The 26,113-nt window shown below is 45.7% G+C and carries 32 protein-coding genes; 26 read left to right on the plus strand and 6 right to left on the minus strand.

Annotation, left to right across the window (positions count from 1 at the left end; translation table 11 throughout):
- The first annotated feature begins 33 nt into the window (after nt 1-33).
- Entirely contained in the window at nt 34-1,404 is a 1,371-nt protein-coding gene (locus FBQ74_RS08405; RefSeq protein ID WP_139756251.1) for an L-serine ammonia-lyase, read from the plus strand.
- Between the two features lie 13 nt (nt 1,405-1,417).
- Here the strand turns inward: FBQ74_RS08405 and cysB are convergent, their stop codons facing one another.
- Nucleotides 1,418-2,392 carry an HTH-type transcriptional regulator CysB gene (cysB, locus tag FBQ74_RS08410; protein WP_139756252.1) on the minus strand — a complete coding sequence of 325 codons (975 nt, stop codon included), beginning with the start codon at nt 2,390-2,392 and terminating at the stop codon, nt 1,418-1,420.
- Nucleotides 2,393-2,573: 181 nt separating this feature from the next.
- On the opposite strand from cysB, the gene FBQ74_RS08415 reads away from it, so the two are divergent.
- On the plus strand, nt 2,574-3,278 hold the full coding sequence (locus tag FBQ74_RS08415) for a sensor histidine kinase (RefSeq protein WP_232372007.1): 705 nt from the start codon (nt 2,574-2,576) through the stop codon (nt 3,276-3,278).
- Nucleotides 3,279-3,356: 78 nt separating this feature from the next.
- Nucleotides 3,357-4,115 (plus strand): hypothetical protein, encoded by a 759-nt coding sequence (locus FBQ74_RS08420; RefSeq protein ID WP_139756254.1) that lies wholly within the window; start codon nt 3,357-3,359, stop codon nt 4,113-4,115.
- Here the strand turns inward: FBQ74_RS08420 and FBQ74_RS08425 are convergent, their stop codons facing one another.
- Nucleotides 4,116-5,000: a LysR family transcriptional regulator gene (locus FBQ74_RS08425; RefSeq protein WP_139756255.1), complete on the minus strand. Its 885-nt coding sequence runs from the start codon at nt 4,998-5,000 to the stop codon at nt 4,116-4,118.
- Nucleotides 5,001-5,103: 103 nt separating this feature from the next.
- Here FBQ74_RS08425 and FBQ74_RS08430 point away from each other — a divergent pair, with 103 nt between their 5' ends.
- From FBQ74_RS08430 to FBQ74_RS08525, 21 genes are all read left to right on the plus strand, one after another.
- Nucleotides 5,104-5,811, plus strand: coding sequence for a CoA transferase subunit A (locus FBQ74_RS08430; protein WP_139756256.1), 708 nt, complete (start codon nt 5,104-5,106; stop codon nt 5,809-5,811).
- A gap of 1 nt (nt 5,812) precedes the next feature.
- On the plus strand, nt 5,813-6,469 hold the full coding sequence (locus FBQ74_RS08435; protein WP_139756257.1) for a CoA transferase subunit B: 657 nt from the start codon (nt 5,813-5,815) through the stop codon (nt 6,467-6,469).
- Nucleotides 6,470-6,584: 115 nt separating this feature from the next.
- Nucleotides 6,585-7,913, plus strand: a complete 1,329-nt coding sequence (locus FBQ74_RS08440) for a DEAD/DEAH box helicase (RefSeq protein WP_139756258.1) — start codon at nt 6,585-6,587, stop codon at nt 7,911-7,913.
- Between the two features lie 393 nt (nt 7,914-8,306).
- Nucleotides 8,307-8,588 (plus strand): hypothetical protein, encoded by a 282-nt coding sequence (locus tag FBQ74_RS08445; protein WP_139756259.1) that lies wholly within the window; start codon nt 8,307-8,309, stop codon nt 8,586-8,588.
- Between the two features lie 70 nt (nt 8,589-8,658).
- Nucleotides 8,659-9,192, plus strand: a complete 534-nt coding sequence (locus FBQ74_RS08450) for a hypothetical protein (protein WP_232371887.1) — start codon at nt 8,659-8,661, stop codon at nt 9,190-9,192.
- Between the two features lie 106 nt (nt 9,193-9,298).
- Nucleotides 9,299-9,625 (plus strand): DUF3784 domain-containing protein, encoded by a 327-nt coding sequence (locus FBQ74_RS08455; RefSeq protein ID WP_139756260.1) that lies wholly within the window; start codon nt 9,299-9,301, stop codon nt 9,623-9,625.
- A 177-nt stretch (nt 9,626-9,802) separates the two neighbouring features.
- A complete protein-coding gene (locus tag FBQ74_RS08460; protein ID WP_139756261.1) occupies nt 9,803-10,552 on the plus strand; it encodes an alpha/beta hydrolase in 750 nt (249 codons plus the stop codon).
- A 120-nt stretch (nt 10,553-10,672) separates the two neighbouring features.
- The gene (locus tag FBQ74_RS08465) at nt 10,673-11,017 is read left to right on the plus strand and encodes a hypothetical protein (protein ID WP_139756262.1); all 345 of its coding nucleotides are present in this window, start codon (nt 10,673-10,675) and stop codon (nt 11,015-11,017) included.
- 128 nt (nt 11,018-11,145) lie between these two features.
- Nucleotides 11,146-11,547: a hypothetical protein gene (locus tag FBQ74_RS08470; protein ID WP_139756263.1), complete on the plus strand. Its 402-nt coding sequence runs from the start codon at nt 11,146-11,148 to the stop codon at nt 11,545-11,547.
- 119 nt (nt 11,548-11,666) lie between these two features.
- Entirely contained in the window at nt 11,667-12,134 is a 468-nt protein-coding gene (locus FBQ74_RS08475; protein WP_139756264.1) for a hypothetical protein, read from the plus strand.
- A gap of 139 nt (nt 12,135-12,273) precedes the next feature.
- The gene (locus FBQ74_RS08480; RefSeq protein WP_139756265.1) at nt 12,274-12,636 is read left to right on the plus strand and encodes a hypothetical protein; all 363 of its coding nucleotides are present in this window, start codon (nt 12,274-12,276) and stop codon (nt 12,634-12,636) included.
- A 242-nt stretch (nt 12,637-12,878) separates the two neighbouring features.
- Nucleotides 12,879-13,736, plus strand: a complete 858-nt coding sequence (locus FBQ74_RS08485) for an alpha/beta hydrolase (RefSeq protein ID WP_139756266.1) — start codon at nt 12,879-12,881, stop codon at nt 13,734-13,736.
- A 169-nt stretch (nt 13,737-13,905) separates the two neighbouring features.
- Nucleotides 13,906-14,226, plus strand: a complete 321-nt coding sequence (sugE, locus tag FBQ74_RS08490) for a quaternary ammonium compound efflux SMR transporter SugE (RefSeq protein WP_139756267.1) — start codon at nt 13,906-13,908, stop codon at nt 14,224-14,226.
- Nucleotides 14,227-14,653: 427 nt separating this feature from the next.
- Nucleotides 14,654-14,809 carry a hypothetical protein gene (locus tag FBQ74_RS19055; protein WP_205912246.1) on the plus strand — a complete coding sequence of 52 codons (156 nt, stop codon included), beginning with the start codon at nt 14,654-14,656 and terminating at the stop codon, nt 14,807-14,809.
- A 103-nt stretch (nt 14,810-14,912) separates the two neighbouring features.
- Nucleotides 14,913-15,164, plus strand: coding sequence for a VF530 family protein (locus FBQ74_RS08495; protein ID WP_139756268.1), 252 nt, complete (start codon nt 14,913-14,915; stop codon nt 15,162-15,164).
- A gap of 570 nt (nt 15,165-15,734) precedes the next feature.
- Nucleotides 15,735-16,151, plus strand: coding sequence for a GNAT family N-acetyltransferase (locus tag FBQ74_RS08500; RefSeq protein ID WP_139756269.1), 417 nt, complete (start codon nt 15,735-15,737; stop codon nt 16,149-16,151).
- Between the two features lie 242 nt (nt 16,152-16,393).
- On the plus strand, nt 16,394-16,726 hold the full coding sequence (locus FBQ74_RS08505; protein ID WP_139756270.1) for a hypothetical protein: 333 nt from the start codon (nt 16,394-16,396) through the stop codon (nt 16,724-16,726).
- 93 nt (nt 16,727-16,819) lie between these two features.
- A complete protein-coding gene (locus tag FBQ74_RS08510; protein ID WP_139756271.1) occupies nt 16,820-17,140 on the plus strand; it encodes a hypothetical protein in 321 nt (106 codons plus the stop codon).
- Nucleotides 17,141-17,341: 201 nt separating this feature from the next.
- A complete protein-coding gene (locus FBQ74_RS08515; RefSeq protein ID WP_139756272.1) occupies nt 17,342-17,671 on the plus strand; it encodes a DMT family transporter in 330 nt (109 codons plus the stop codon).
- A 16-nt stretch (nt 17,672-17,687) separates the two neighbouring features.
- Nucleotides 17,688-17,858: a hypothetical protein gene (locus FBQ74_RS19105; RefSeq protein WP_232371888.1), complete on the plus strand. Its 171-nt coding sequence runs from the start codon at nt 17,688-17,690 to the stop codon at nt 17,856-17,858.
- 229 nt (nt 17,859-18,087) lie between these two features.
- Nucleotides 18,088-19,104 carry a hypothetical protein gene (locus tag FBQ74_RS08525; RefSeq protein WP_139756273.1) on the plus strand — a complete coding sequence of 339 codons (1,017 nt, stop codon included), beginning with the start codon at nt 18,088-18,090 and terminating at the stop codon, nt 19,102-19,104.
- 32 nt (nt 19,105-19,136) lie between these two features.
- Here the strand turns inward: FBQ74_RS08525 and FBQ74_RS08530 are convergent, their stop codons facing one another.
- The 3 genes from FBQ74_RS08530 to FBQ74_RS08540 all read right to left on the minus strand — a co-directional run bounded on the left by FBQ74_RS08530 (nt 19,137) and on the right by FBQ74_RS08540 (nt 21,029).
- Complete coding sequence (locus tag FBQ74_RS08530) at nt 19,137-19,379, minus strand: EF-hand domain-containing protein (RefSeq protein ID WP_139756274.1); 243 nt, start codon at nt 19,377-19,379, stop codon at nt 19,137-19,139.
- A 66-nt stretch (nt 19,380-19,445) separates the two neighbouring features.
- The gene (gene trhO / locus FBQ74_RS08535; protein ID WP_139756275.1) at nt 19,446-20,441 is read right to left on the minus strand and encodes an oxygen-dependent tRNA uridine(34) hydroxylase TrhO; all 996 of its coding nucleotides are present in this window, start codon (nt 20,439-20,441) and stop codon (nt 19,446-19,448) included.
- A gap of 93 nt (nt 20,442-20,534) precedes the next feature.
- The gene (locus FBQ74_RS08540) at nt 20,535-21,029 is read right to left on the minus strand and encodes a VC2046/SO_2500 family protein (protein ID WP_139756276.1); all 495 of its coding nucleotides are present in this window, start codon (nt 21,027-21,029) and stop codon (nt 20,535-20,537) included.
- A gap of 149 nt (nt 21,030-21,178) precedes the next feature.
- On the opposite strand from FBQ74_RS08540, the gene FBQ74_RS08545 reads away from it, so the two are divergent.
- Together FBQ74_RS08545 and FBQ74_RS08550 are read left to right on the plus strand one after the other, a co-directional pair.
- On the plus strand, nt 21,179-22,822 hold the full coding sequence (locus tag FBQ74_RS08545; protein ID WP_139756277.1) for a tetratricopeptide repeat-containing response regulator: 1,644 nt from the start codon (nt 21,179-21,181) through the stop codon (nt 22,820-22,822).
- Nucleotides 22,823-23,015: 193 nt separating this feature from the next.
- Nucleotides 23,016-24,923 (plus strand): monovalent cation:proton antiporter-2 (CPA2) family protein, encoded by a 1,908-nt coding sequence (locus tag FBQ74_RS08550; protein WP_139756278.1) that lies wholly within the window; start codon nt 23,016-23,018, stop codon nt 24,921-24,923.
- Between the two features lie 200 nt (nt 24,924-25,123).
- Here FBQ74_RS08550 and FBQ74_RS08555 read toward each other — a convergent pair whose 3' ends face one another.
- Nucleotides 25,124-25,966 carry a DUF6279 family lipoprotein gene (locus FBQ74_RS08555; protein ID WP_139756279.1) on the minus strand — a complete coding sequence of 281 codons (843 nt, stop codon included), beginning with the start codon at nt 25,964-25,966 and terminating at the stop codon, nt 25,124-25,126.
- Nucleotides 25,967-26,113 lie beyond the last annotated feature (147 nt).

Here is a 26,113-nt window from a genome sequence, read left to right on the forward strand (position 1 = left end):
ACTCAGATTCTTATTGGGGATAGAACCACATTTATGATTAGTGTATTTGATATGTTCAGTATCGGAATTGGCCCATCCAGTTCACATACCGTAGGGCCGATGCGAGCCGGTGCAGAGTTTGTATCAGAATTAGCGCAGGATGGCGTGCTGGAAAATATTGATGGCATCAAAGTCGAGCTATTCGGCTCATTAGGACAAACCGGCAAAGGGCACGGTACGGGTAAAGCCGTAATTCTCGGCTTGTTAGGGGAGTCACCGGAAACCATTGATGTCGACAGTATCGATGTCACGCTGGAGGGCATTCATGATAGTCAGAAGATTATGCTCAATGGTACCCATCAGGTTAAGTTTCCGAACAAAAATGCAATTGTATTTCATCGTCGCAAAACCTTGCCGCGCCATGCTAATGCGCTGACATTTTACGTCTATAAAAATAAAGAATTGTTGCGCGAACAAACCTATTACAGCATTGGTGGTGGCTTTGTTGTTCGTCACGAAGATTTTGATGATACCAAAGAACACGCGATGTCGGTGCAGGCCAAAGTACCCTACCCGTTCAAAACCGCTGAAGCTTTGATCGAATTGTGCAAAAACAATGGCATGTGCATCAGCTCTTTAATGCTGAAAAATGAGGCCGTACACCGCCCGGTACATGAAGTAAAAGATAAGCTGTTTGAAATCTGGCAGACCATGAAGTATTGCGTTCAGCGCGGTATTGAAAGCGAAGGTATCCTTCCGGGTGGCCTGAAAGTGGTGCGTCGTGCGCCAGCACTGTATCGCCGTTTACAAACAGAACACACCTCTGATCCTATGCAGACTATGGATTGGGTAAACTTATTTGCACTTGCTGTGAATGAAGAAAACGCAGCGGGCGGTCGCGTGGTAACAGCGCCAACCAATGGCGCAGCGGGTATCATCCCGGCTGTATTGCACTATTTTGATAAGTTTATCAGACCCGTTGATACCGAAACTGCCGCGCGTTTCTTACTAACCGCCGGTGCTATCGGCATTCTGTATAAAGAAAATGCTTCGATTTCAGGTGCTGAAGTTGGCTGCCAGGGCGAAGTTGGCGTGGCCTGTTCAATGGCGGCAGGTGCATTAACTGAAATAATGGGTGGCTCAACACTGGCGGTAGAAAATGCTGCTGAAATTGGTATGGAACACAACCTTGGTCTGACCTGCGACCCGGTAGGCGGACTGGTTCAGGTCCCCTGTATTGAGCGAAACGCGATGGGCGCGATTAAAGCAATCAACGCCTCACGGCTGGCAATGCGCGGCAGCGGAGAGCACAAAGTATCGCTGGATAAGGTTATCAAAACCATGCGCGATACCGGTAATGATATGAAAACCAAATACAAAGAGACCGCCCGTGGCGGCCTTGCGGTAAATATTATCGAGTGCTGATAAACAGGTGGCGCTACTTTACCGGTAGCGTCACACCTTTAAACATTTTTTCTACTTCATCATTGTTTTTAAGCATCATTGCTTTTTCCACCTTATCTTTCGTCAGGTGTGGCGCAAATCGCTCTATAAAGTCATACATGTAGCTGCGCAGAAAAGAGCCCTTTCTGAAGCCAATCTTTGTGGTACTGTAATCAAACAAATGACTGGCATCAATTTTCACTAAATCACTGTCCAGCTCTTCGCTTACCGCCATCGATGCGATAACCCCGATCCCTACACCAAGTCTGACATAGGTTTTAATGACATCAGCATCGGTCGCCGTAAATACAATTTTCGGGTTTAACCCGGCACGCTCAAAGGCCTGATCAAGTTCTGAGCGCCCCGTAAAGCCAAACACATACGTGACCAATGGATACTCGGCTATATCACTGATATCAATACTGGTTTTTTTCGATAAGGGGTGGTCTTTATTAACGATAACACTACGGTTCCAGTGGTAACACGGCAACATCACCAAGTCGTTGTAAAGATGCAGGGCTTCAGTAGCAATAGCAAAATCAGCTTCGCCTTTAGCAGCCAAGTCTGAAATCTGAGACGGCGTACCCTGATGCATGTGCAGCGACACGCGCGGATATTTATTCATAAAACCCTGAATAACATCCGGTAAGGCATAACGCGCCTGCGTGTGGGTAGTTGCAATATTCAGTTTGCCCTGGTCTGGCAGCGTGTGCTCTCTGGCTACCGACTTAATACTTTCTACTTTCGATAAAATCTGGCGGGCGATATCTATCACGTCACGGCCGGCGTCGGTAACATGGGTGAGGTGCTTACCACTGCGACCGAATATTTGCACGCCAAGCTCATCCTCAAGCATTCTTACCTGCTTACTGATGCCGGGCTGTGAGGTATACAGGCTTTCAGCGGTTGCTGATACATTCAGGTTATTATTGACGACTTCTACAATGTATCTGAGTTGCTGTAATTTCATGCGTGATAACCCTTCGCTACTGGCGCTTCCCGTTAAGTGTGTTAGTGTTATAACCAAAACCGGCGTGCATTGCTATTGCCATTTTCGGTTATACACCTATTCTTATATCAAAAATATAGGCATTTATTCAATTTTAAGTTGATACCAGTATATGCGCCAACAGAAGTATAATGACGCCGTGATGCACGACTTTGAAGCCGCCCCACCCCAGAAAATAGAGTTTTCCTCTGTGCTTGCCGCTGCCGTGCACGATATGAAGAATTCACTTTGCTTGCTCATCCAGTCTATTGAACAGTTATCTGATAGTATTGATGCTGCAAACATAGCCGCCAGTAAACATGTCGCCGATGTGCATTATGAGGCCAGCCGGCTGAATACCAGCCTGGTACAAATTCTGTCATTGTACCGGGCGCAACTGGAAACCTTACCTATTACGATTGATGAGCACTTCGTGGCTGATGTTCTTGAGGATGTGCTTAACACCGTAAAGCTTTCGGTAAATCAGCGTAATTTCAGTGTCACCATCGACTGTGACCCAGACCTTGCGTGGTATATGGACGGCGAACTGATATACCTTTTGGTCAATGATGCGGTTATCAATGCACTGCGTTACGGTAACAATGCGATTCATGTAAGCGCTAAGGTGGCCGATAATAAGCTGTTTGTTAAAGTTGAAGATGATGGTCAGGGTTATCCGGATACTATGCTGGCGCAAAGTAATAAGGCGCTGAGCTCGGCGGCCGTCAGTCAGGGGCGTACCGGATTAGGGCTGTATTTTGCCCGACTTATAGCAAACGCGCATAATCGCCATGGTCAACGCGGCGAAATTACCCTGCAAAATGGTGGGAAATTTGGCGGGAGTGTTTTTATGGTAAAAATACCGTAAACTCTGCCGTTATAATAAAAAAGACTGTCCTGAGCCTGCGTGCCTGAGACACAGTAAAAGCGAGCGGAACCAATATCCATGTTCACCATAATCATCATCATGATCGTTGTGCTCATCATAGCGGCCATCTTTATCAATGCTTTTCAGCAGCATCGCGCTAAAGTGGATGCAGAGCGTCGCGCCGAAGTATCCAAGCAACGTAATATCATTGATGAAACTGAAAATATCATTATGGCGTGCTCCAATATGCCGGTATCCGCGCGGCTGATGCAAATTCTTCACCGCCGTGTTTATAACGCATTAAAAGCGTTAAACGATGCCGGTGCGGGCAATAATGATATCAAACAACGCCTTGAAGACGCCGAGGGGCGCACTCAGGGCGAAGCGGATGCCGGGGAAAAAATGAGCGAGTTTTCGCTACCGGACAACGACCGTATGATTATTCAGTATATTCAGGCGGTTAAGAAGTTACGCGTACTCCTTCGCTCAGAGCATTCTAAAGGCAAAGTAGATACCCGTACCTTTATCGAAGAAGACAAGGCGCTGGAGCGATTACAGCTTAAGACCAATGTAGAAACATTGGTCAAACGCGGTCGCGCCGCCATGCAGTCGGGCATGTTAGGCTCAGCGCGCCAGTATTTTGAAAAAGCGATCAGCGCGCTGGAGAATCAAACCCAGCGTGATGAATATATAGATACGCGTCTTAGTCAGCTTACCCAGTGGCTGGAGAGTATTCAGGATAACCTGAAGTCGGCGAATGCTGAAGACCGCGCCAAGCGCAAAGAAGAAGAGCGCGATGAATTAGATGAGCTATTCGCGCCTAAGAAGAAGTGGTAGTTATAACGCAAGCGCATGGCATTGTTCCCACAATGCCTGAGCGGCTACTGAAAACCCCTGCCGGTCAGCACGAATCATCCCCACCCGTTTAACTAATGGTGAGTTGCGTAAAGCTACGCATACCAGACCATTGCGTTCCATCTGCGCCTGACAAAGTTGGGGGACCACTGAGATACCCAACCCCTGTGCTATTAACTGGCCCACTGAACCTAACTGCCCGGTTTCTGCAACAATATTAAGCGCGCCATATCTGTGGGATATTTGTTCGGTCCACTTTCTGACTGCGGAGCCACGATTCATCGCAATAACCGGGCTTTGCAACAACGCTTCAAACGAGACTGAAGACTGAGTTGCCAACGGGTGCTCAGGGTAAAGTACCGCCACAAACGCATCATCAAACAAAGGGGTAAATGTCAGTCCTTCTGTATTTTCAGGCTCAAAGGTAAACCCGACTTCTGCGCGCCCTGCCAGTACCGCCGCAATGGTATCCTCCATAACTACATCAAGTACCCGCAGCCTGATGTTCGGATAGGCCGCGTGATAGTGCTTAAGCAATGCTGGCAAGCGTGACTCAGCGAACGAAGGCATAGCGGCAATAGTCAGTCTGCCCTGGCGCACAGCAAACAGGTTTTGCATTTCCTCAAACGTATCGTCCCATTCATTAACCAGACGCCGGGCGCTGGGTAACAGTGTTTCGCCCTCAGGCGTTAATTGCACCCGACGGGTGCTTCTGCTGAATAACTTTCCACCCAGTTGCTCTTCCATCTTCTTAATTGCGCTGGATAAGGCTGGCTGTGTGAGATGCAGCTTCTCTGCAGCCTCAGCAAACGTAGATGATTCAGCAACGCTTAGAAACGCGACCATGTTGCGGTATGAAACAGCCATATTGATAAAAATAACTTATTAATATTGATATAAAATTAATTTTACAAAATTTTTGCAAGCACAGATACTCTTATTGTCTTTAATACACATAAAGGAGCGTCAGATGTCAGGTTTCGATAAGGTCGTGACCAGTTACGAAGAAGCAATGGAAGGACTCACCGATGGTATGACGGTGATTGCCGGCGGCTTCGGGCTTTGCGGAATCCCTGAGGGATTGATTGGTCAGATCAAAACGATGGGGGTCAAAGACCTTACCGTGGTATCTAATAACTGCGGCGTAGACGGTTTCGGGCTGGGTATTCTGTTAGAAGATCGTCAGATCCGGAAAATGGTGTCTTCCTATGTTGGCGAAAACGCCCTGTTTGAAAAGCAGCTGCTGGCTAACGAACTAGAAGTAGAGCTGACGCCACAAGGTACGCTGGCTGAAAAAATGCGCGCAGGCGGTGCCGGCATCCCGGCCTTTTACACCGCTACCGGATACGGCACCCCCGTAGGTGAAGGCAAGGAAGTCAAAGAGTTTGACGGTCGCCCCTATATACTTGAAGAGTCTATTACCGGTGATTTTGCTATCGTGAAAGCCTGGAAAGCCGACCGTTATGGCAACTGCATCTACCGTCACACCGCCAGAAACTTTAACCCGATGGCCGCAACGGCTGGCAAGATTACCGTGGTCGAGGTTGAAGAGATTGTTGAAGCGGGTGAGCTTGATCCGGCGCAAACGCATACCCCGGGCATTTACGTAGACAGAGTAATCAAAGGTAGCTTTGAAAAACGCATCGAGCGCAAAGTACTGGCAAAGGAGGAACGTTAAGATGGCTTTAACCCGTGACCAAATCGCAATGCGCGTCGCTCAGGAGTTTAAAGACGGCAGCTACGTAAATCTGGGAATCGGCATCCCTACCCTTGCGGCTAACTATGTTCCCGATGGCATCGATGTAATGCTGCAATCAGAAAACGGCTTATTAGGAATGGGCCGCTATCCGAGTGAAGCAGAAGTTGACGCCGATATGATTAATGCCGGTAAGGAAACAGTGACTGCTATTAAAGGCGCATCTATTTTTGATTCCGCCGAAAGCTTTGCCATGATCCGTGGCGGCCATGTCGATTTTACCGTATTGGGGGCCTTTGAGGTTGATGTTAACGGCAATATCGCAAGCTGGATGATCCCCGGTAAACTTGTAAAAGGAATGGGTGGCGCTATGGACCTGGTGGCCGGTGCGAAGAATATTATCGTTACAATGACCCATGCCGATAAACACGGAAATTCAAAACTACTGTCTGAATGCAAGCTACCACTCACGGGCGTTAATTGTATCACCCGCATTATAACTGATTTAGCGGTGCTGGAAGTTAAAGATGGTGCGTTCCATCTACAGGAACGTGCACCGGGCGTTACTGTAGACGAAATACGTGAAAAAACAGCCGGCAAGCTTGTTGCTGAGGGCGACATTCCTGAAATGCGCGTGTAAACACTATTCGGGGCAGACGCAATACGCTAGCTCTGCCCCAATTTTCTTTCTATCGCCTTTTATTTAATAGCAGCTTGATGGATAATGCGCCGGGTTTCATATTAAGGGCACGGCTTTGCAAATCAGCGATCTTCCGGTACATCATAAAATCATCTCCCGTCTTCAGGACAAGAGCTTCGACACCCTGACCGAAATTCAGGAGAAGACTATATTACCTGCCATGAGCGGCAAAGATATCATCGCTTCTTCGCAAACCGGCTCAGGCAAGACGCTGGCGTTTTTAATTCCTTTGGTAAATCGCCTGCTTAGCCAAAAGGCGCTGAGCAAAAAAGATCCCCGCGCTATGATACTGGCCCCTACCCGCGAGCTGGCCAAACAGGTTTTTACCGAAGCCAAAAGCCTCACTTCACAACTTAATTTACCTTGCGCGTTAATTGTTGGTGGTGAAAACTACAACACACAGACAAAAGTACTGCGTAAAAGTCCGGCCATTGTGGTTGGCACTGCTGGCCGTATTGCCGATCATCTGGAAGATAAAACCTTCTTTCTGAACGGACTTGAAATGCTGGTATTTGATGAAGCTGACCGCATGCTGGATTTGGGCTTTGCCCCGCAGCTTAATCTGATTAATCAATATGCCGACCACCGGAAGCGCCAGACTATGCTGTTTTCGGCTACGCTCGATAACCTGGCCCTACAGCATATCAGTAAAGCATTGCTTAAAGCGCCGGTGCGCATCAATGTGGGACTGGCCACGGCCATTCATCAGGACATCAGCCAGCACATGTATTTTGCTGATAACGTTGAGCATAAAAATATGCTGCTGACACAATGTCTGGGCGACACTGATTACAACCAGGCGATTGTATTCACAGCGACACGAGAAGACACAAACCGTATTTGCGATATGCTGAATGAAGATAACCTTCACGCTGTAGCGCTTCGTGGTGATCTGCCACAAAATCAGCGCGCGCAAATTATGAGTGAATTCAGCCGGGGCCAGCACAGTATTTTGGTCACCACCGATGTGGCATCACGCGGCCTTGATTTGCTTAAAGTCGGCCTGGTTATTAACTTTGATTTGCCTAAGCAGTCAGATGAATATATTCACCGCATTGGTCGCACCGGCCGCGCCGGACAAAAAGGCACAGCGATTTCCTTTGTTGGACCACGGGACTGGCAAAGTTTTGAAAGTATTAAAGCCCATGTCGATTATCCGGTAGCTTGTGAGGCTCATCCTGAATCACCCGCTGAGTTTTCCGGTAAAAAGCCAAAGAAACCTGCTAAACAGAAAACGCATGATAAGCCGTCCGAAAAAACAGCTGAGAGCAAAAAGCCAGCTGCGCCGGCTAAAAAGCGTGTTAACACCACCGCGGGTAAAGATGTTGGCGATATGCCAATTGTGCGTAAGAAACGTCAGGCTGACTTTGACGACGATGAGTAAAATATCGTCGCGTTAGCACTAATGCTTCGACTTACCGTGCGAATACGTATTAATAATTCTTTTGTTCCCGGACGCTAATTTGGGTTTGGGAACGCCTCCCTTAAAAGCCTCTTCGTTGCTTTGGCACTAGCCTATACTTGAAACTCCTTACACCTGGCTGCCTACCCTCCTCTTTTAAACGATAGCTACGCGCTATTTACAAGCAAAAATAATTCGCGTGTGAGGTGGCCGGCCTGACCAGTAAAAGTTCATCCCACTTTGGTGTATTTCACGCCAGAAATACACAGTGAAAAAAATTTTGTTTGGCGATACGATAGGTTATGGATAGACACGCTCTGAAAATGGTGTAAATGATTACCCCGTTTCGGGTGATATTAAATTGTTAGGTGTAAAATGATAAGCCCAAAGTCGCAATTACTTTTTGAAGAATTAATAGCAGCTCTTAAGGATGCTGAACTTTACGATAATGTTCGAGACTTTAATATGTGGGCTTCCACCTTTTCAACTAATGACCAGACAGCCAAGATAGCGGCTGTAAGAAAAATGAAAGATCGATGCCATCCAAAATTGCTCGGTGATTATAGGCTTAGTGTTAAAGGTAATGGTAGTTATCCAGTAGTAGAATTTTTAGAGCGGTTAATCAATTCCTTTTCAGAGGACCTAAATAAGCAATGACACCTAACAAAACGCTGTTGTCACTCCCGTTGGTCGCTGGGACGCAAACACGCAGGGCCGCTTCGCTATTATGCCCTACGCGCCTGCGCCCCAAAGCTTAGCGTTAGCTGCCAAAGGAAATTGGATGCTTTGTGATATGAATTTTGTCGATTGGGTTCAAGTGATAACTCAAAGCGTGACTGCGATTACTGCTGTCATCATGGCTATATTAGCTTATCGAACATATCTCGCGGCACCAGAACAAGAAGCAGAATCAGAACCCGAAAATGCTTTTGATGACACTACTTCCGAACAATTAGACGAAGTATTTGTTTTCAAAACGTCTAAGCAGAAAACATATTTAAAAGTTACCAAACAGGGGTTGGCTTGTCGTATAGAAGACGAAAGAGACGGTAAAGGAGGCCCGCAATGGTTATTATTAAAACAGGAAGTAAAAGCAATTTTAGATTCAATGGCCTTCAGCGTTAATCCTGGCTACAAAGTTAACACAGGTAAATTTACTATCGGGCCACGTAGAAACTGGCTATATACCAAGTCCTTATTTCCAGAGCCTGACTATTTAAAAAGCGTAATACAGAGGTTGTTAGAAAATGCCGGCAGCTAACAAAACGCTATTGTCACTCACTTCGTTCGCTGGGACGCATACACGGGGCCGCTTCGCGATTGTAGCGCCATGATTAAAAACTTTGCTGCCAGTAATTGGAGGTCCTGTGGATGAGAAATTTATAGGGATTATTATCATCATCTTGTTTGGTGCCCTACCCTGTATCGTTCTCGGCTATCTCATTGCTGTTAAACAGATGCATGGATTAATTGCAGGCTGGAACGAATCAAAGGTCTCGAACCCTGTTGCTTTCGGAAAATGGGTAGGCTTTTCGGTGCTGGTTGTCGGCCTATGTATCGCAGGTACTGGACTAGTCTGGTACCTTGGCTTAATCAATGAAAATCAGATGACATTCCTACTCGCTATCGCCTCAGTTATCCCCATTCCATGTTTAATTGTTGCTATTTTCAAGTATAAAAAACGTGGCAGCTAACAATGCGTTAAACCGATAGCTACTATGTGGCAATTACTAGTCGCCAGCCAAGTGTCATGCTTATGACGTCTGATACGCTTAAGATGTTATCTAAAAATGAATGTGCGAACCATTTTGTACCAGATGTTTTAAGGGTCAGTACTCGGCCGTATAAAATTTAGGCTTCAGGAGTTAAGTTTGAAATTTTTGCAGATAATCAGCGCTATACTTTTGCTAGTTTCTAATTACGGACATGCAGAGGTTATTGTCGATAAAACAAGAGGTCGAAAGATTCCCATCGAAATTTCATATCCCACCCAAAAATTTCAATGCACCGATAGCAATAAGTGCCCAGTCAGTTTTATCAGCGCAGGATATGGTGTTTCTCACAACAAATATGTCTTTTTAACACGATTACTCAATGAACTTGGTTACATGACAGTCTCGATTGCTCATGAATTACCCCAGGATCCACCGCTTTCTACAAAAGGAAACTTGTTCAAAAGTAGAAGCGAAAACTGGCTTCGTGGTGCCAGTACATTAGACTTTTTGCAAAGGCAGTTATCATCCCAATATTCAAACTATGATTTTGACTCTCTTGTTTTAGTAGGTCACTCGAATGGTGGGGATATATCAGCCTGGCTTGCTAACGAAGGCAAGTCTTATGTAAAAACTATCATTACTTTAGACAATAGACGGGTTCCATTACCGCGAAATGATAATATTCAGGTCTTATCTATCCGGGGAAGCGACTTCCCCGCAGATTCAGGGGTTTTGCCTACTTCTCAAAAGGAGAATACTCACTTAATGTGTATCGTTGAAATTCCTAACTCAAGACACAATGACATGTCGGATTACGGCCCTGAATGGTTAAAAACTAAGATAACTAGAATCATAGATGTTTTTCTATCCGAGGGACGTTGTGCTTCGCTCAAAGAAGCAGCCTGACTTCGCATTATAATCGTTCGCAACCTCGCAGGTAAACTAACACAGTGGCTATAGTGCTTCGAACGGACTATAGCCATATTTGATCCCCTTATGCCGGCGCTATACACTGAATGGATTCAAATGAAGATTTTTCTGGTAGTCATTGCTACTCTCTATCTAGCCGCTTGCGACTATGCCTCAGAGAACAGGCGCATAATCAGCAAACAGGAACTTGTTCCAGTTAAATTCGATTTAACTGGGAAAAAGCTTGAAGCAGTCAAAGCAACTATTGCCAATTTGGAAGAAAGAGAAATCTCCCCAAAAAACTTTTACGTTGAAGTTGAAAAATTCGAAGAGACTGTAGTGGTATTGCTTATAGACAAAGCTTTCAGCAATACGGTTCATGTTGGTGGCGGTGGCGAAACACAGGAGTGCACTTATGACCTGGTTAAAAAAGAAATTAAGGAATGCTTATACTATCAATAATGCGCCATTGTCGTTCGCTGACAATCTTCAGAGCGCGTGCATATGGGTGGCGTCGTTGTTTCTCTTCGTAGGCCTGCGCCCGTTCGAACTGTAAGCCTTCCAAGCCTATGAATAAATGTCTTCTCTTTTTGATATTAACTCTATTGCAAATTTCCGGTTGTGATAATTCCAGACAATATTTCGATGAGCGTGAAGGCGAAGATATCAGCACCAGGATATCTCCTAACGAGAATTACAAAGCATTATTGAGAAAGGTAGATATAAGTGGATCCGTCATGGTTTCTCAGCCTTACCAGGTTATCGTTGAAGATAAAGCTGGGAACAAAAAGGTGATACTTTTAGCCGACAAAACATCGGGACTGACTATTACCTGGCTAGAGCCCACAATCATAAGTATTTGCTATGGTAAAGAAACCAGAATCAGAGAGTTTAGAAACTCATATGGCTTTTACTACGAGAATACTCCTTATGTAGACGGTGAGGTTATCTTAAACAGAAAAGAACGTTTTGAGGAGTGCGGTGGAGCCTGACTGTGTGCTATTGTCATGCCCTCGTTTTCCAAGGGCTTATGCCCGGATCCGCTTCGCCTCCTAAAGTTGTGGTTTTTGCCCCATATTTAAAAAATTGTGTGACATGGAGAAGTTACCAGATGGAACCAAATTACTCAGAGTACTCGATTGCAGAGCTGGAAGATGCGCTGGCCAATATAGATAAGGACGAATTCCCTGAGCGGGCAGCACGCATAGAAGGTGAACTGATTTCGCGGCAAGCGTCACAGAACAGCAGTCTGAATACAGCTAACAAAGAATTTGAACCCAATGAGCAGTTCTTTAAATGCCCAACCTGCGAAAAGAAAATCGGCTTTCTCTCTAAAACTGCGAACAAGTGGGGAAAGGTAAAAGCCTGCCCTCATTGTAACTCACTTTTTGAACAAACGTTAAGCCTGAAAGTATTTGCTATTGCAATTATACCTGCGCTTATTATTCACCTATTTATATTGCGTCCACTTGTCGTTGCTTTCGGTTTACATGGAGCGATAAGTACTGGCATTTTATCCGGCACTCTTTTAATTCTTTCAATGCGTTTCAAAAAAGTCCGGAATAAAACTTTCACATAGTAAAAATCATGCCTCCGGTTGAAGTTAAGGCCTGCTTCGGGAGTTTGTGCCTGCCCGCTTTGTGCGCGTAAATTAGTCCTAGCTGTTCTATGCCCTTCAACTGTCATAACAGCTTTAAAACAAGGAAGGAGTCTGATTTATGAAAAAGTTAATCGTACTTTTCTCACTCGTACTTATTCTTGCTACTGTCAATTTATCGGGGTTCGGATTCAGCTTCCTTCAGGTTTACATTGTTGCGCCGCTCCTGCTGAGTATTTTTGTGGCTTTGATTAAGACAAAAAAGCCAACGCTCAATTTCATCGTGTCATGGGCGGGCGTGCTGTCAGGTCTGCTGGCGCTGGTGCTTTATTATTCGGTAAATACCTATACGGGCACTGATGGTCAGGCCGGCCTGATTTATGCCGTTGTGCCATTTTACCAGCTGGCTTTCATGCTTTTAGTGGCTGCTATTGCCTTGCTTATCTGGCATTTTACAAAACGCTTTAAAAGAACAAAGACATAGGGCGACACCGCGTAAATTTCGGTATGCCTGGACAATAGTAAAATATGAGCAGCTTCAGGCTGGCCAGCTGGCTTTTGTAACTTTTGTCATTTTGGACCTGGTAATTCGTTGTCGGAGAAAAGTGATAGTAGTGATTCATCTTACGAAGGCGATATTAGTGGGGCTAATTAAAACGAAAGAAGTGTTTTAAACTCATTTATCTTCAATAACCCTACCCTTACGGTTTGAATAGAGGACCATTTGTGAAACACCTTTTAATGTTTAGCGCTCTGTTACTGTTAAGTATCAAGGCTTTTGCTGTTGAAACGGTATCAGCCGGATACAAGGCTTCGCTCAAATCTGCTGTACTTGCAGAAGAACGTGACTATTATGTATCGCTTCCCCCCGGTTATGACGCTTCTGAAGACACCTATCCAGTTGTGTATGTGCTTGATGGCGATGTCCATCGCTGGAGGGCGATAAGTGGTATTATCGAAGGGTTAAGTACTGAGACTCTCGATAACCAGATTAACCAAGCTATCGTGGTTGCCATCCCCAACACAGACAGAGATCGTGATTTAACCCCTACCCGACTTGCACAATGGACATTTGAAGGAAAAGTGCTGCAAACCTTTCAGACATCCGGTGGTGCTGACAGCTTTCAGGCTTTTCTCAATAATGAATTAATTCCGCACATAGAAGCTGAGTATCGTGCTTCTGAGCAACGAATTCTGGTTGGCGAATCCTTTGGCGGTTTGTTTGCCTCGTTTACGCTGCTTACAAAACCACAGATGTTTACTGACTACCTGATTATCGATCCTGCTGCATTATGGGATAACAATTATCTGAACAAACGTTTTCAGACAACAGACAAGCCTGTAGCGCAATCCAAGGTAACTATTTACTTTGCTTTTGCTAACAATGCTCACCTTGGGAATATAGGCATGACCAACAGAAAATGGGGAGAAGAATTCGCTTCAGCGCTTCATTCTGAAATGTCGGGCAACTACATTGTGACACAGCAGTATTTTGAAGACGAATCACATGGAACGGTTGCATTGCCTGGCTGGTATCGCGGGTTAAAGCTGCTGCTTTCTGCCCGTACCCCACATGATACTTAGGCGTTGGCGTTGACCTGCATCGCCTTCGGCCCGGCCAACGCTTCTGTTTCGCCGCCAGAATGAGATCACTTGCTGATGCTGTAATGGCGTGCTAAATTCCGCATCACATCGCAGGGACGACCCTGTGATTAATTAACTGACGGGGACGACCCCATTTATAGGTGTCGTTATGAATTGGTTAATACTTATCTTTGCAGGTTTTCTCGAGGTTGTCTGGGCAGTAGGCCTGAAATACACCCACGGATTCACCAAGCCTCTCCCTTCTGTTGTCACTGTCGTAGCTATGGCTGCAAGTTTTTACTGCCTCAGCCTGGCAATGCGCTCTCTGCCTTTAAGTATCGCCTACACAGTATGGGTTGGTATCGGCATGGTGGGAGCAGTTCTTTTCGGAATAATTTTTCTTAAAGAGCCGGTAAATCTGTTTAAAGTTGTCAGCCTGCTTTTAATCATAAGCGGTATTCTTGGCCTCAAATTATCAAGTGGTGCCTAAAGTGTCTATTCCGCTAGCACTTGGCCAGGAATGGTAAACATTGTGGGCTACTGTGACAGGTAGCCTACAAGTTAGCGCCGCACAATCATACTTACGTCAAGATATCCGCAGCTTCAATCCCTACCCTATAATAGAGGTTATTACGTGCCAATAGCTTCATTTGAATTAGCGAACATTTCAATATTCATCGGTTAGACACAAATACCATGTTTATATAGGCACGATATGGCTATAATGAAGTGTTGCATTTCCGGTTGGCGTGATTCGATGACAATTTTCAGCTATCCGATCCCTTTACCGCCACCGCACCACGACTTTTATAACATCGGTCGTGCTTATTAAATACGTAATGTGCCCCTATGGGCCTGTTACATTATCAGTATCGACATGCTGATACATTCAAACACACAAACTATGAGATTTACCAATGACCAAATTTGATGACAGGGTTAAAGAGCTAGTCACGAAACATCCTAATTTAACTAAAGAAGACGCGATGAAAATCGTCACCGATAAGAACGCAAGAAAAAGAAAAGAGCGGCAAAATCCGAAAAAAGCAATATCAGTAAGGATGCGTAGATAAGTTATACGCGCACCCTAAGGGGCTTCGTTAACGACTGCCCCTGTTTGTCACTCAAGAACATCGCCAACTAAATACATAGTCATTACGGAGTCTCTGTTAAGCAATGAGTACTGAGCAGAAAAATAATCCACTTCATGGGATCACTCTGGAGAAAGTCGTCACCCGATTACACGAACATTATGGCTGGGAAGGCCTGGCTTACAGAATAGATATTAATTGTTTTAAGAGTGACCCTTCTATCAAGTCTTCGCTGAAGTTTTTACGTAAAACTCAATGGGCAAGAGACAAAGTCGAAAATTTGTATATCAAGACGTTTGCCGAACCGTCGCCCTGGGGTGACATTAAGAAGCCGTAAAAAAAGAGAGCTTTTGCCATTTCTGCATTCATAGCACTGCTTGTGATTTGATTGACCCGCTTCAATTAATGATTGAAAGCCAGTGCACTGAATATAGCGTTTCGAGTGTTGAACAGTGTAAGGGCTGTTTGGAAGATAACAATAACTGCAAGTTTTGGCGGTAATTCCTATACCTCCTAAACATTCAGTAGAAGGAGCGATGTTAAGTGAGTAATGGCAAATTGGAACGTGCTGCAAATCGTGCATTTCTTTTGTTTTTAGCCTGCTTATCGTTGATTCCATGCACTATTCTTTTCCAGATTTTCGTTTTACAGAGCGAGTGGGCAGTTATCGTTGGCTTTGTTAAAGGCGTAATTATAGGCGGTATTGCCTGCCTGATACCCGCCACCTATGCCGGCTACTGGCGGGCTCGCCTAAAGATTAGGTCTCGCACTTTAAAAGCTGTCCTCGTCCTCTCACTTTTTTGGTTTTTGTTGGTCGCGTCTGTTTATATTTATAACAGATAGTGTCTTACTTTCCTTTTTCTAATATATTTCCTCAGTCAATTATCTATTAATTAAACGGAAATATATGGAAATCTCATACAGCATAGACGCAAGCATTACCCGCGAACAATTCGTTGCGCTTTTGAACGCCTCTGGATTGGGTGAACGTCGACCTGTTAATGACGAACAGTGTATTGAAGGTATGCTTGAAAATAGTAACCTCATGGTTACTGCCTGGCATAAGGAGCAATTAATAGGTATCGCACGCAGCGTGACGGATTTTCACTATGCCTGTTACCTGTCAGATTTAGCCGTTCATAAAAATTATCAGTATCTGGGGCTTGGAAAAGCTTTACAGAATCTGACGCAAAAGCAACTTGGGCCCAGGTGCAAACTTATTCTCCTTGCGGCACCCGATGCCAATAGTTATTACGAGAAACTAGGCTTTACCAATAATCCGCGCTGCTGGGTGCTTGAAAGAGACTGGCGTATTACAGAGTAACCGTGCGTGTGGGCGTTTCGCTAATCCTCAGGACAGCGATGAAGCGAATAAAAATCAGACTCATACTGACTTTGTTGCATCAGCGTTCTTTATTTTCTGAAGAATACTCTTTGCCCGCCTGCCCTTAATCCTGTCGGTGTTAATACTTGCACTTTGTGGGCTTATCGCTGTGATATGTTTGTCTTAAAACTCTATGGGAAGGCGTACGATCTGAATTTTGCCGATCTTAAGGGAGAAAAACTGTGAAAACATGGATTATCTGCATACTATCGTTTCTGGCCGGAGGCACAGTTGCCGCGCTTTTTGGCCTTAAAATGCTGACAGCCTCATGGCAGGCTGAAGTACTTATTCAGAATGATATTTATGCACGGCATCTGAAGTATATAGCCAACGACGATATCGACACATTAATTACCGAAAGTTGTATGGCGCTGGCATCAGGCCTGCAAAACTATGCAGAGCTGGAAACTGTCTTTTGGGCCAGTGATACGCCGTACTATTCTCAAGGTATGGTAGAAGAGATAAATCAGCGGGCAAATGATGTGCTAAAAAGAAACAAATTATGCAATAAATAGAGAATAATGATGTTCTCCGTTGCTGGGTTAGCACTATCCAATGCACTTTTAAGCTGCGAAGCCTGAATACTACCTCTCATGGAATGATTGATTATGACGTATAACGTTACACGTATAAACGCACACAAAACCTCACTCACGCTGGCAGGAACCCTGTCATTGCTGTCAATAATCAGCGCAGTATTGGGCGGTATATCATTGCTGTTCGGCAATGATGTTCACACCTCCTTCAACTTCTTTTTCACTATCTCGGGAAGCGGAGTATTATTTAATAGCCTGATGCTGGTCATCACCCCTCTGCTGACTTTTGTAATGACTTATCTTGCGGCATTGGTATTTTGTTTCCTGTTTAACGTAGTAACCCAATATACCGGGGGCCTGAGTATTGTGCTTACAAAATCAGACGACCTATAGCACCTTTATAAAGTAACGTGCATTAACGCCACATGGTTAGCGAAATGTGTGGCATACACAGGCAAACTCAATCTTGAGCCCGAGGTCACCAGAACAGTATTCTATTTACCGACATTGGTCCTGCGTTATTTTCATTTAAGCGGTTTAGACCCGGCTACAATGGTGATAGTACTGAACCAGAACACTTCTAAAGGGGGCAATATGGCGTGGCTTTACTTAGCAATAGCAATATTTTCTGAGGTAGTGGGTACCCTGGCCCTTAAAATTTCAGATGGCTTCGTACACCCGGCTGCCAGTACCGTTTGCGTAATTGCCTATGGTATTGCGTTTTACTGCCTGTCGTTAGTCGTCAAAACCGTTCCGGTAGGTATTGCTTATGCGATATGGGCGGGTGCCGGCATCGTACTTATCACACTATTATCTGCACTATGGTTTAAGCAGATCCCTGATCTTCCAGCCATATTAGGTATGGGTTTGATAATTGCGGGCGTGCTTACTATCAATGTGTTTTCTGATTCAGTGTCACATTAACCAATAGGCGATACATGTGAACAGGCGGGTTTTCCTATTGGCCATCGGCTGGTCTTCGATGCTTGGCAGCTTCGTCGATGGCGCTCTTGCTATTTATGCGTTATGGGCAGTACTGATATCTGAAGGTGCTACTGCAAGCCTGACAGTAGATGCATTTCTTAAAGACTATGCTGCATCAGTGTACTGAGTAAAACAGTTCGCTTTTTATGTCTTGCCAGACGGTGCGGTAAATTGGCTGTTTGCTGTTCCGGCACTGCTGTATTTTCCGGTTAGGGTTTTGATGAGTATTGTTATTGGTAGATGGGCACTTACTAAAGCAGCACATTATCGCAGATAAGCGATGCACTGAGATATTCAGGTGACAAATGCTCAGACATCTTATCAGCCTTGATCAATTGTCAGAAAAGGAAGGATAAATGAAATACCCTATTAAACAATTCATTCCCGTAACTTTCCTGATTACTGCTTCAGTATGGTGGGGCATTTATTATTCATCTAACAGCACGCTGAATCGCTATGGCAGCGCCAATTTTGAATGGCTTTACCTCATAGATACTTTATTCGTGCTGCCCGTCATCTGCTATCTCTGTAGCTCTGACAAAACCAAAGCTTGCCTTCAGGCCGGCGTATTGTCCTGTACCGCCGTTTTTATAGGTAGCTACATCATTCCCGAAAAGAGCAAAGTCATACAGCTATATCTTGAAGATGGCCGCTATCTTGTTCTGGGTGTTATTCTGCTATTTGAAATTTACGCAATTTATTCGGTTTGCCGGGTTATCAGAAAGCAACTTAGCACTGAGGCTGACCCGGACGATGTTATAAAAACGTCTCTGACACACAAATTCGGCACCAATTTACTCACTGCTGTGCTGGTCTTTGAAGCGCGTGTCTGGACGTTTCTTTTGTTCTCGTCACAAATTAAAAGTGAGAACTACGCAGGCCTCCAACATTTTCACTACCACTCAAAAGATGGTGCGCAGAGCAACCTGCTCGGTTTTATCATCGTTAACCTGATAGAACTTCCCCTGGCACATTTACTTCTTCACTTTGTCTGGACACCGACAGCGGCAAATATTGTGACGGTGATAACTGCTTTGGGCATCGTGTTTTTTATCGCTGAGTACAAAGCTATCAGCAGGCGGCCCGTGTCATTATCCGATGACGCACTGATCATTCGATACGGGCTGTCAAAACCAAGAGTAATTCCACTGACAACTATTCGCCGTGTTGCCATAAATAGTGATGAAATCAGACGCCGTAAAGGCATCAAACGTATGAATTATTTTGGTCAGCCTAATGTGGTAATTGAACTAAAGCAGCCAGTCGAGGGAATTGAAAATATTTATCTGGGCGTTGATGCGCCTGATGCGCTGGTCACCGCTATCCGTAAAGCGACAGGATTATTGCAGACTAACAGATACAAAAAAGCCTGATGTTACTCAGGCTTTTTTGCAAAAACTAACGATTAATATTCCCACCAGCCTTCTTGCCACCAGGATAAAAATTCTTCGAAATCGATATAACCGTCATTGTTACTGTCAATCAGCTTAAAGCCCTCTTCTACATGGCTGGCTTTTGTCTTGGGCGACAGCACAGTTAACAATTCAATGAATTCAGGCAGGTCAATCTGACCGTTACCGTCACGGTCAAAAAAACTGAAATCGCTTTTTATTTCAGCAATTTTTTCTTCTGAAAGTTGGGCGCTCACTGATAATCCCTATTTCTAACGTCTACATAATAAGGTTTTCAGTGTAACGCCCTGATTGCTGGCTGTCTATGCCTGTTTTTCCTTAGCTTTTAATGCGCGCTGACGCTGTTCTTCCGCTTTTTCCTGACGGCGCTTTTCCATCGCCTCACGCGCTTCTGTACCCACGTGTTCTTCATTACGTGCTTTTGCCAGCTGAACCTGCTTTTCACGCTCTCTAAAACGCGCGATTTGCTCTTCTGAGTGCATACCAAAGCAATTCGGGCAACTTACGCCCGGTTCATACTTATCACTCTGTTTATCTTCTGCCGTGATGGGTAAGCGACAGGCGTAACAGGCTTCATAGTGGCTTTTTTGTAAATCATGGTTAACCGCTACGCGATTATCAAAGACGAAACAATCGCCCTGCCACAACGAGTCCTCTTTAGGCACATCTTCCAGATACTGAAGAATACCGCCTTCCAGATGATAAACTTCTTCAAATCCCTGCTCTTTCATATACGCTGTTGATTTTTCACAACGAATTCCGCCAGTACAGAACATAGCGACTTTTTTATGCTTCGCCGGATCCATATTTTCTTTTACGTACTGCGGAAACTCCCGAAATGTTTTGGTATTCGGATCTACAGCGTGCTTGAAGGTACCAATTTCTATTTCATAATCATTACGGGTGTCCACCACAAATACTTCCGGGTCGCTAATCAGCGCATTCCATTGTTGGGGTTTCACATAGGTACCGACAGTCTGACGGGGATCGATGCCCTCAACACCCATCGTAACGATTTCTTTTTTCAGTTTCACTTTCGTGCGATAGAACGGCTGTTCTTCGTGCAGCGATTCTTTTGTAGAAATAGGATTTAGGCGTGAATCGGCGTTGAGCCAGGCGAGCAAATTGTCGATGCTGTTACGCGTACCCGATACGGTACCATTGATGCCTTCAGCGGCCAGTAACAGCGTACCCTTAATACCCTGCTCTTCCATTTTAGCTAGCAGCGGGGCGCGCAGCTGTTCATAATCTTCAAGCGCAACGAATTTGTACATCGCGCAAACGATATATTGAGTCATAGTTGTGTTCACCTTTGCGAGTTGGAACGTAAAACCAGTGCAAAATGCGGCGGGGAATATAGCAAAACCGGCACTGAATTTCCAACGAAAGCATTACACCAGCAACGAGACGGAGCCTTCAACAACATCCGCAAGACGAGTGGGATCCTGCTGAATCTCGGTAGGTACTTCATCAGCAGTTTGCCAGCGGCGCTGGGTGGCATAACTGCAATTTGATAGTATTTCGGGGTCAATATACCGAGCGTTGTCTTTATGACTCAATGGATCAGGATGCATCGCGCGCCACAATAGCAGGCTGGCGCTATCATTGCTGGCTGCCATTTTACTGTATTGCGGTAATGTGCTGTAGGCATCGTCACCTGCGGCAGTCGCTGCACGCCGGTAGTGATTGAGTTTATTCAACTGTGCGCTGATATCGGCGGCAGGCTGTTCGTCAGGTGCTACACTGACCGGATTATTGCCGGGCTGTAACTGCATTGCCAGATACAAAGAGAACAGCGTGGCGTCTTGAGAGGCACGATTTAACTGGCCTCCCCACTCCAGGCTTTGGCGGGTTACAGCGTCTGTTTGCATGGCAACGTCGGTCAACGTTCGGCTCCCGGTTCTCTATTGATAGATAGGGTATCGGAATAAAAAAGTTTTTCTTTAATGTGCCATGAGCATCACAGTGACACTTTATATGCGTATAATAGTCGGACATGCCTGAAGTCTGCCAAGGTGGAACGGATTCACGATTTATGAAGTACGCTGACAAACGAGTGCTTATTGTTGAGGACCAGCGCCCTTTTCTGATGCTGCTGAAGGGGCTGCTACAATCTATGGGTGCCACAGAGGTTGTGACGCATTTGTCTGCTGAAAAGGCACTGACCGCCTGTCGCAAAGAAAAGTTTGATATCGTTATCGCTGACCTGCACCTGGGTACAGAACAAAAAAACGGCTTTGAACTCGTTGAGGAACTCCGGTTGTCTCGATTAATTAAGCCTTCAGCCATTTATGTTCTTATCAGCGCCGACAGTGCCAGGCCAGTGGTACTTGGCTCTATTGAGCGGCGTCCGGATGACTATATCGTTAAACCGTTTTCACAGGCGCAGCTTAAAAGCCGTATCGGTCGTGCCTGGCAAAAGCGACAGGCGCTGTTGCCGGTTTACCGCGCTATTCACGATGACGATACGCAAAAAGCCATTGCTGCCTGCCAGGAAATAATCTCTCTTAACAGCAACTACCTGCATTCTACAGAACTTCTGCTTACCGAACTTTACTGGCAAACCGGTAAGTACACCGATGCGCTGGCACTTCTGGAGCCGTATAAAGATTCTGCTGGCGTACAGTGGATTCAGGTTGCGCTTGCACGTACTTATTTATATTTAGAGCGGTTCGCCGATGCTATTTCATTGTGCGAGGCTGTATTAGGCCAAAATCGATTCAGCGCAGAAGCATTTGATATTATCGCGCTGGCCCGACAGGGGTTAGCAGAGGGCGAAGAAGCCCTGACTGCGATTAGTCAGGCAATAAAACTCTCCCCTTATTCTTTACCCCGGTATGTTGTCGCGTGTGATATTGCCCGCAACAATGAGGATTTTATTTTTGCCCATGAAGCCTGTACGGCGATCTGGGATTTATCGCGACGCACAGCGCATCAGGACATCGCGCACTGGTGTAGTTTTATTCGCAGTATGCTGGATGTTGCCGAGCACGCAGATGAAAAACGGGTAAAGAATCGCTATCAGCAAGATGCGCTTTTGCATTTACAACGCGGCAGACACGATGAACGTGTGGTAAGGCTAAACCCTGAGTTCGATTTTGATATTTTTGAACAGGTTATTATGGCGCGGGTCGCTGCTTTGGATGGCAAGCTGCTTGATGCCAAGCGCGCTTTATTTACATCGCAGCAGGATATAGAAGCAAAATACGATGAATATCCAGTCATGTACGCGCCTGACTCACTTAATGTCATGATGGAGCTGGGCGAGTTTGAAGAAGCCCAGCCTATTATTACTATGCTTGATAAGCACGCAGCTGCTTCGAAGAAAAGCACTCTCTCCCCTGCTCTGGGTATGTCCAAAAACGCGGCACAACGCCATAAACACTATCTGAAATTTAATCGCCAGGGAATTGGGCTTTATCAGGAAGGTAAGTTCGAGCAGGCAAGAGAACAATTCTGTTTGGCACAAGAGTACGCCCCGATGAATACTGGTGTTGCGCTTAACCTGCTTCAGTGCATTATAAAACTGACACATGGTCGTAAAACCAGCAATGATGAACTGGTCAGTGAGTGCCGCCGCCTCAATAAGATGTTGAACGACATGCCGCTTAAAGCTCAGCACAAAGAAAAGTTTGATGCACTTAGTGAAGATATTCAGGAACTTATTGCAAGAAACTAGTGTGCGCAAGTTATACCAAAGTTCATACACTGTTTGTTCGCAGTGTTGTTAGAATCACATTACTTACTGAAACGGGGTGCCTGGTGTTACCCCGGTAGTATTTAAATCGCTGAACTTCGCGTTTTTTGTACATTTCGCAATCATCATAAATCTGTTTTTGAAATAATTGGGCTGCAGCCCGGAGCATACAATAATGACCGGTTATCTGTTACAGGCTTTTATTTACCTGGTAGCGGCTGTGGTGGTTGTCCCTGTCGCCAAGCGCCTTGGGCTGGGATCAGTCCTGGGCTACCTCATCGCCGGTGTGTTTATTGGACCGGTTATGAACCTGGTGGGAAGCGAAACCGAAACCATTCAGCACTTTGCTGAATTTGGCGTAGTTATTATGCTGTTTCTGGTGGGGCTGGAGTTAGCCCCGCGTGCGCTGTGGAACATGCGGCACAAACTTATTGGCCTGGGTGGATTACAGGTTGGCGTAACCGTACTGTTTGTCACAGGCTGTGCAATCCTGCTTGGCCAGTTCTGGACGATAGCCCTGACCATCGGTTTAATTTTCTCACTTTCCTCAACGGCCATTGTATTACAGACTTTGCGGGAAAAGGGGCTGCAAAAAACACGCGGCGGGCAGAATACCTTTTCAATATTACTGTTTCAGGATATAGCCGTTATCCTGATGCTGGCACTTATTCCACTTTTGGCGCTACCAGAACTGGCTGCCGCCGCTCAGCCTGGCGACGCACAAAGCGGACATGCCGGCGCATCTCACTGGCTAACTGCATTACCGGGGTGGGCATACGGACTGGTTGTCATCGGTGCTATTGCTGCGGTCATTATCATCGGCCATTATTTTAGCCGGTCGCTGTTCAGGTTTGTCGCGGCCTCCGGGTTGCGCGAAACGTTTACAGCCACAGCGCTGATGCTTGTGATCGGTATCGCAGCGCTTATGAATCTGGTTGGACTCTCACCGGCATTGGGTACCTTTCTGGCAGGCGTTGTTCTGGCCAACAGTGAGTTCAGACACGAATTAGAATCGGCTGTGGAACCTTTCAAAGGACTACTTCTGGGGCTCTTTTTCATTACAGTGGGTGCCGGCATCAATGTGGAGGTGCTGCTGGATAACATCGGTGTTGTAACAGCGATTACGTTAGCCGTTATTATTGTGAAAGCATTCATTCTGGCGGGGCTTTCGCGGCTTTTTTCAATTCGCGGCACCGATCGCTGGCTCGTCACGCTGAGCCTGGCACAGGCTGGTGAATTCGGCTTTGTACTGGTTAATTATGCTTTGCAGAATCATGTCATCCCGGCGCAGATGGCACAGCTTTTATCATTAGTTGTTGCGCTATCGATGTTTCTGACCCCCGGCTTATTTATTTTGTATGAGACCGTGATTGCACCGCGCTATACCAAGAAGAGCAATGCGCAGCAGCCTGATGTTCCCCAGGAGACCGGCACCGTTGTTATCGCCGGGATAGGCAGATTCGGACAAATCGTAAACCGGCTGCTCGTTGCCAATGGTGTCGCCACTGTGGTACTGGATGTCCGGGCTGAACAGGTTGCACTGATGCGGCGAATTAATACCAAAGCGTATTTCGGGAATGCATCTAAACCCGATATTCTGCATACCGCTGGTATCGAAGAGGCGCAGATGATGGTAATTGCCATTGATGACCGGGAAGCCAGTGTGTCTATGGTTAAATACCTGAAATCTGCAATGCCACACATCACCATTCTTGCCAGAGCTTTCGACCGGGGACACGGTTACAGACTGCGTTATGCCGGTGCTGATTATACGGTGTCAGAAACGTATCACTCCGCGCTGGAGATGGGCGCAGAAGCCTTGCGCCAGACCGGGCTGCATCCTTCGCTAGTTGAACAGCGTAAAACGGCCTATCTGGATATTGAACATGAACAATCTGATGGTTTGTATGATGCCTGGGCGGATGATGCATCCGGAGAGAGAATCGACAACAACTATCTTAAACTTTTCATGCAGTTGGAAACACGCATCACTGAGGCCATGCAACAAAGCCAGGTAAATGCGCGCTCTGCTAAAGCCCCTTCGCCAAACCAAAGTAAAAATGTCGAGGATACAAACAGCTAGGTTGATGGTGAACTGTCAAGCGTGCGTATCTGGCAATTGTACAATCTATAATATTGACGTACGCAAGCCTTCAGCCTACTGACCGAAACGAATTGCGGTAAACCTGATAAGTACTGGGAAAGGGGTAAGTGCTTTAAGCTGAGCAGCAAAACCAGAATCCAAAAGTAAAAGGCCCGCATAGGGCCATTTATCTGTCAGTATTAGCCTTTTAATGATGAAATGTCTTCAAGCCAGCCATCTACTTTATCTAACAGGTGGTCTTTTTGTTCGTTTGTCATCGTCGGTACAAGCTCAGCAGCCATATCCAAATAACGCTGACGATTTTCTTCTCTGAGCTTCAGGTACTCATCACTGCGGTAGTCGTCGGGGTTTTCCAGAAGGTAGGTAAGATCCTGAACAAAGGTATCACTGCTGCTGCGAGTGATGAATAATCGCCTGGCAGCGTTTTGAATGTCACGGCGATAAGCAATCCAGTGCATGCCAGAGCGCTCAAATTGGGGCGCATACCGCGCTATAATTTGCTCCTGCTGATCGGTAAGATCGCCCAGCCTGTCTTCGAATTCGTCCTCGATGTCATCAACAAGATCTTCAATGCGTTCTTCTTTGCTTTCCTCCAGGCGTTCACGGATTGACTCTTCTTCCTCTTCGTTCTCTCTCTCCAGAGCGGCAAACAGGTAGATAACCTGCTCATCATCAAGACGACTGGCAAGCTGAGCCAGCTCGGGAGCCAGTTTGTTTCTGATGGCATCGATATGATTCTTGCCTTTCTCCAAATGCCAGGCAATGGTCTGGCGGTCTAACGCATCATTTTTTATATGTTGTTGCAACTGTTGAAGCTGCTGTTGATACTTTGACAGCTCCTCACTGCGATGCCAGTCAATCCAACTATCCAGTTTTTTGTCGAACAAGGCTTCCTGGCGATCCTTTAATTCAACATAGTCATCCATATACCAGTAAATCAGCCAGTCCAGGTTGTCGTAAGCCAGTTTCGAGGAACACCCGCCACACAGTAATACGATAAAAATACACAGCCACTTTCTCATTAATCTTCCTGATATTTGCTAAATTTGTTGTCAGATATAAAACTCTTCTGGCTCAGATACGAATAAATAGTGTATTCAGACCGCCAGTTTACCTTCTGACCGTATCGTACTGCGAAAAGTTGCCAACTGGTTGATTAAAAAAGGTTT

Source organism: Salinimonas iocasae, assembly GCF_006228385.1.
In the GTDB taxonomy this organism is placed as follows: Bacteria; Pseudomonadota; Gammaproteobacteria; order Enterobacterales; family Alteromonadaceae; genus Alteromonas; species Alteromonas iocasae.

Coding starts and splice junctions, on each gene's coding strand:
- FBQ74_RS08405 (WP_139756251.1), top strand. CDS start 34: ATGATTAGTGTATTTGATATGTTCAGTATCGGAATTGGCCCATCCAGT.
- cysB (WP_139756252.1), bottom strand. CDS start 2,392: ATGAAATTACAGCAACTCAGATACATTGTAGAAGTCGTCAATAATAAC.
- FBQ74_RS08415 (WP_232372007.1), top strand. CDS start 2,574: ATGCACGACTTTGAAGCCGCCCCACCCCAGAAAATAGAGTTTTCCTCT.
- FBQ74_RS08420 (WP_139756254.1), top strand. CDS start 3,357: ATGTTCACCATAATCATCATCATGATCGTTGTGCTCATCATAGCGGCC.
- FBQ74_RS08425 (WP_139756255.1), bottom strand. CDS start 5,000: ATGGCTGTTTCATACCGCAACATGGTCGCGTTTCTAAGCGTTGCTGAA.
- FBQ74_RS08430 (WP_139756256.1), top strand. CDS start 5,104: ATGTCAGGTTTCGATAAGGTCGTGACCAGTTACGAAGAAGCAATGGAA.
- FBQ74_RS08435 (WP_139756257.1), top strand. CDS start 5,813: ATGGCTTTAACCCGTGACCAAATCGCAATGCGCGTCGCTCAGGAGTTT.
- FBQ74_RS08445 (WP_139756259.1), top strand. CDS start 8,307: ATGATAAGCCCAAAGTCGCAATTACTTTTTGAAGAATTAATAGCAGCT.
- FBQ74_RS08450 (WP_232371887.1), top strand. CDS start 8,659: ATGCCCTACGCGCCTGCGCCCCAAAGCTTAGCGTTAGCTGCCAAAGGA.
- FBQ74_RS08465 (WP_139756262.1), top strand. CDS start 10,673: ATGAAGATTTTTCTGGTAGTCATTGCTACTCTCTATCTAGCCGCTTGC.
- FBQ74_RS08475 (WP_139756264.1), top strand. CDS start 11,667: ATGGAACCAAATTACTCAGAGTACTCGATTGCAGAGCTGGAAGATGCG.
- FBQ74_RS08480 (WP_139756265.1), top strand. CDS start 12,274: ATGAAAAAGTTAATCGTACTTTTCTCACTCGTACTTATTCTTGCTACT.
- sugE (WP_139756267.1), top strand. CDS start 13,906: ATGAATTGGTTAATACTTATCTTTGCAGGTTTTCTCGAGGTTGTCTGG.
- FBQ74_RS19055 (WP_205912246.1), top strand. CDS start 14,654: ATGACCAAATTTGATGACAGGGTTAAAGAGCTAGTCACGAAACATCCT.
- FBQ74_RS08495 (WP_139756268.1), top strand. CDS start 14,913: ATGAGTACTGAGCAGAAAAATAATCCACTTCATGGGATCACTCTGGAG.
- FBQ74_RS08500 (WP_139756269.1), top strand. CDS start 15,735: ATGGAAATCTCATACAGCATAGACGCAAGCATTACCCGCGAACAATTC.
- FBQ74_RS08510 (WP_139756271.1), top strand. CDS start 16,820: ATGACGTATAACGTTACACGTATAAACGCACACAAAACCTCACTCACG.
- FBQ74_RS08515 (WP_139756272.1), top strand. CDS start 17,342: ATGGCGTGGCTTTACTTAGCAATAGCAATATTTTCTGAGGTAGTGGGT.
- FBQ74_RS08525 (WP_139756273.1), top strand. CDS start 18,088: ATGAAATACCCTATTAAACAATTCATTCCCGTAACTTTCCTGATTACT.
- trhO (WP_139756275.1), bottom strand. CDS start 20,441: ATGACTCAATATATCGTTTGCGCGATGTACAAATTCGTTGCGCTTGAA.
- FBQ74_RS08545 (WP_139756277.1), top strand. CDS start 21,179: ATGAAGTACGCTGACAAACGAGTGCTTATTGTTGAGGACCAGCGCCCT.
- FBQ74_RS08550 (WP_139756278.1), top strand. CDS start 23,016: ATGACCGGTTATCTGTTACAGGCTTTTATTTACCTGGTAGCGGCTGTG.
- FBQ74_RS08555 (WP_139756279.1), bottom strand. CDS start 25,966: ATGAGAAAGTGGCTGTGTATTTTTATCGTATTACTGTGTGGCGGGTGT.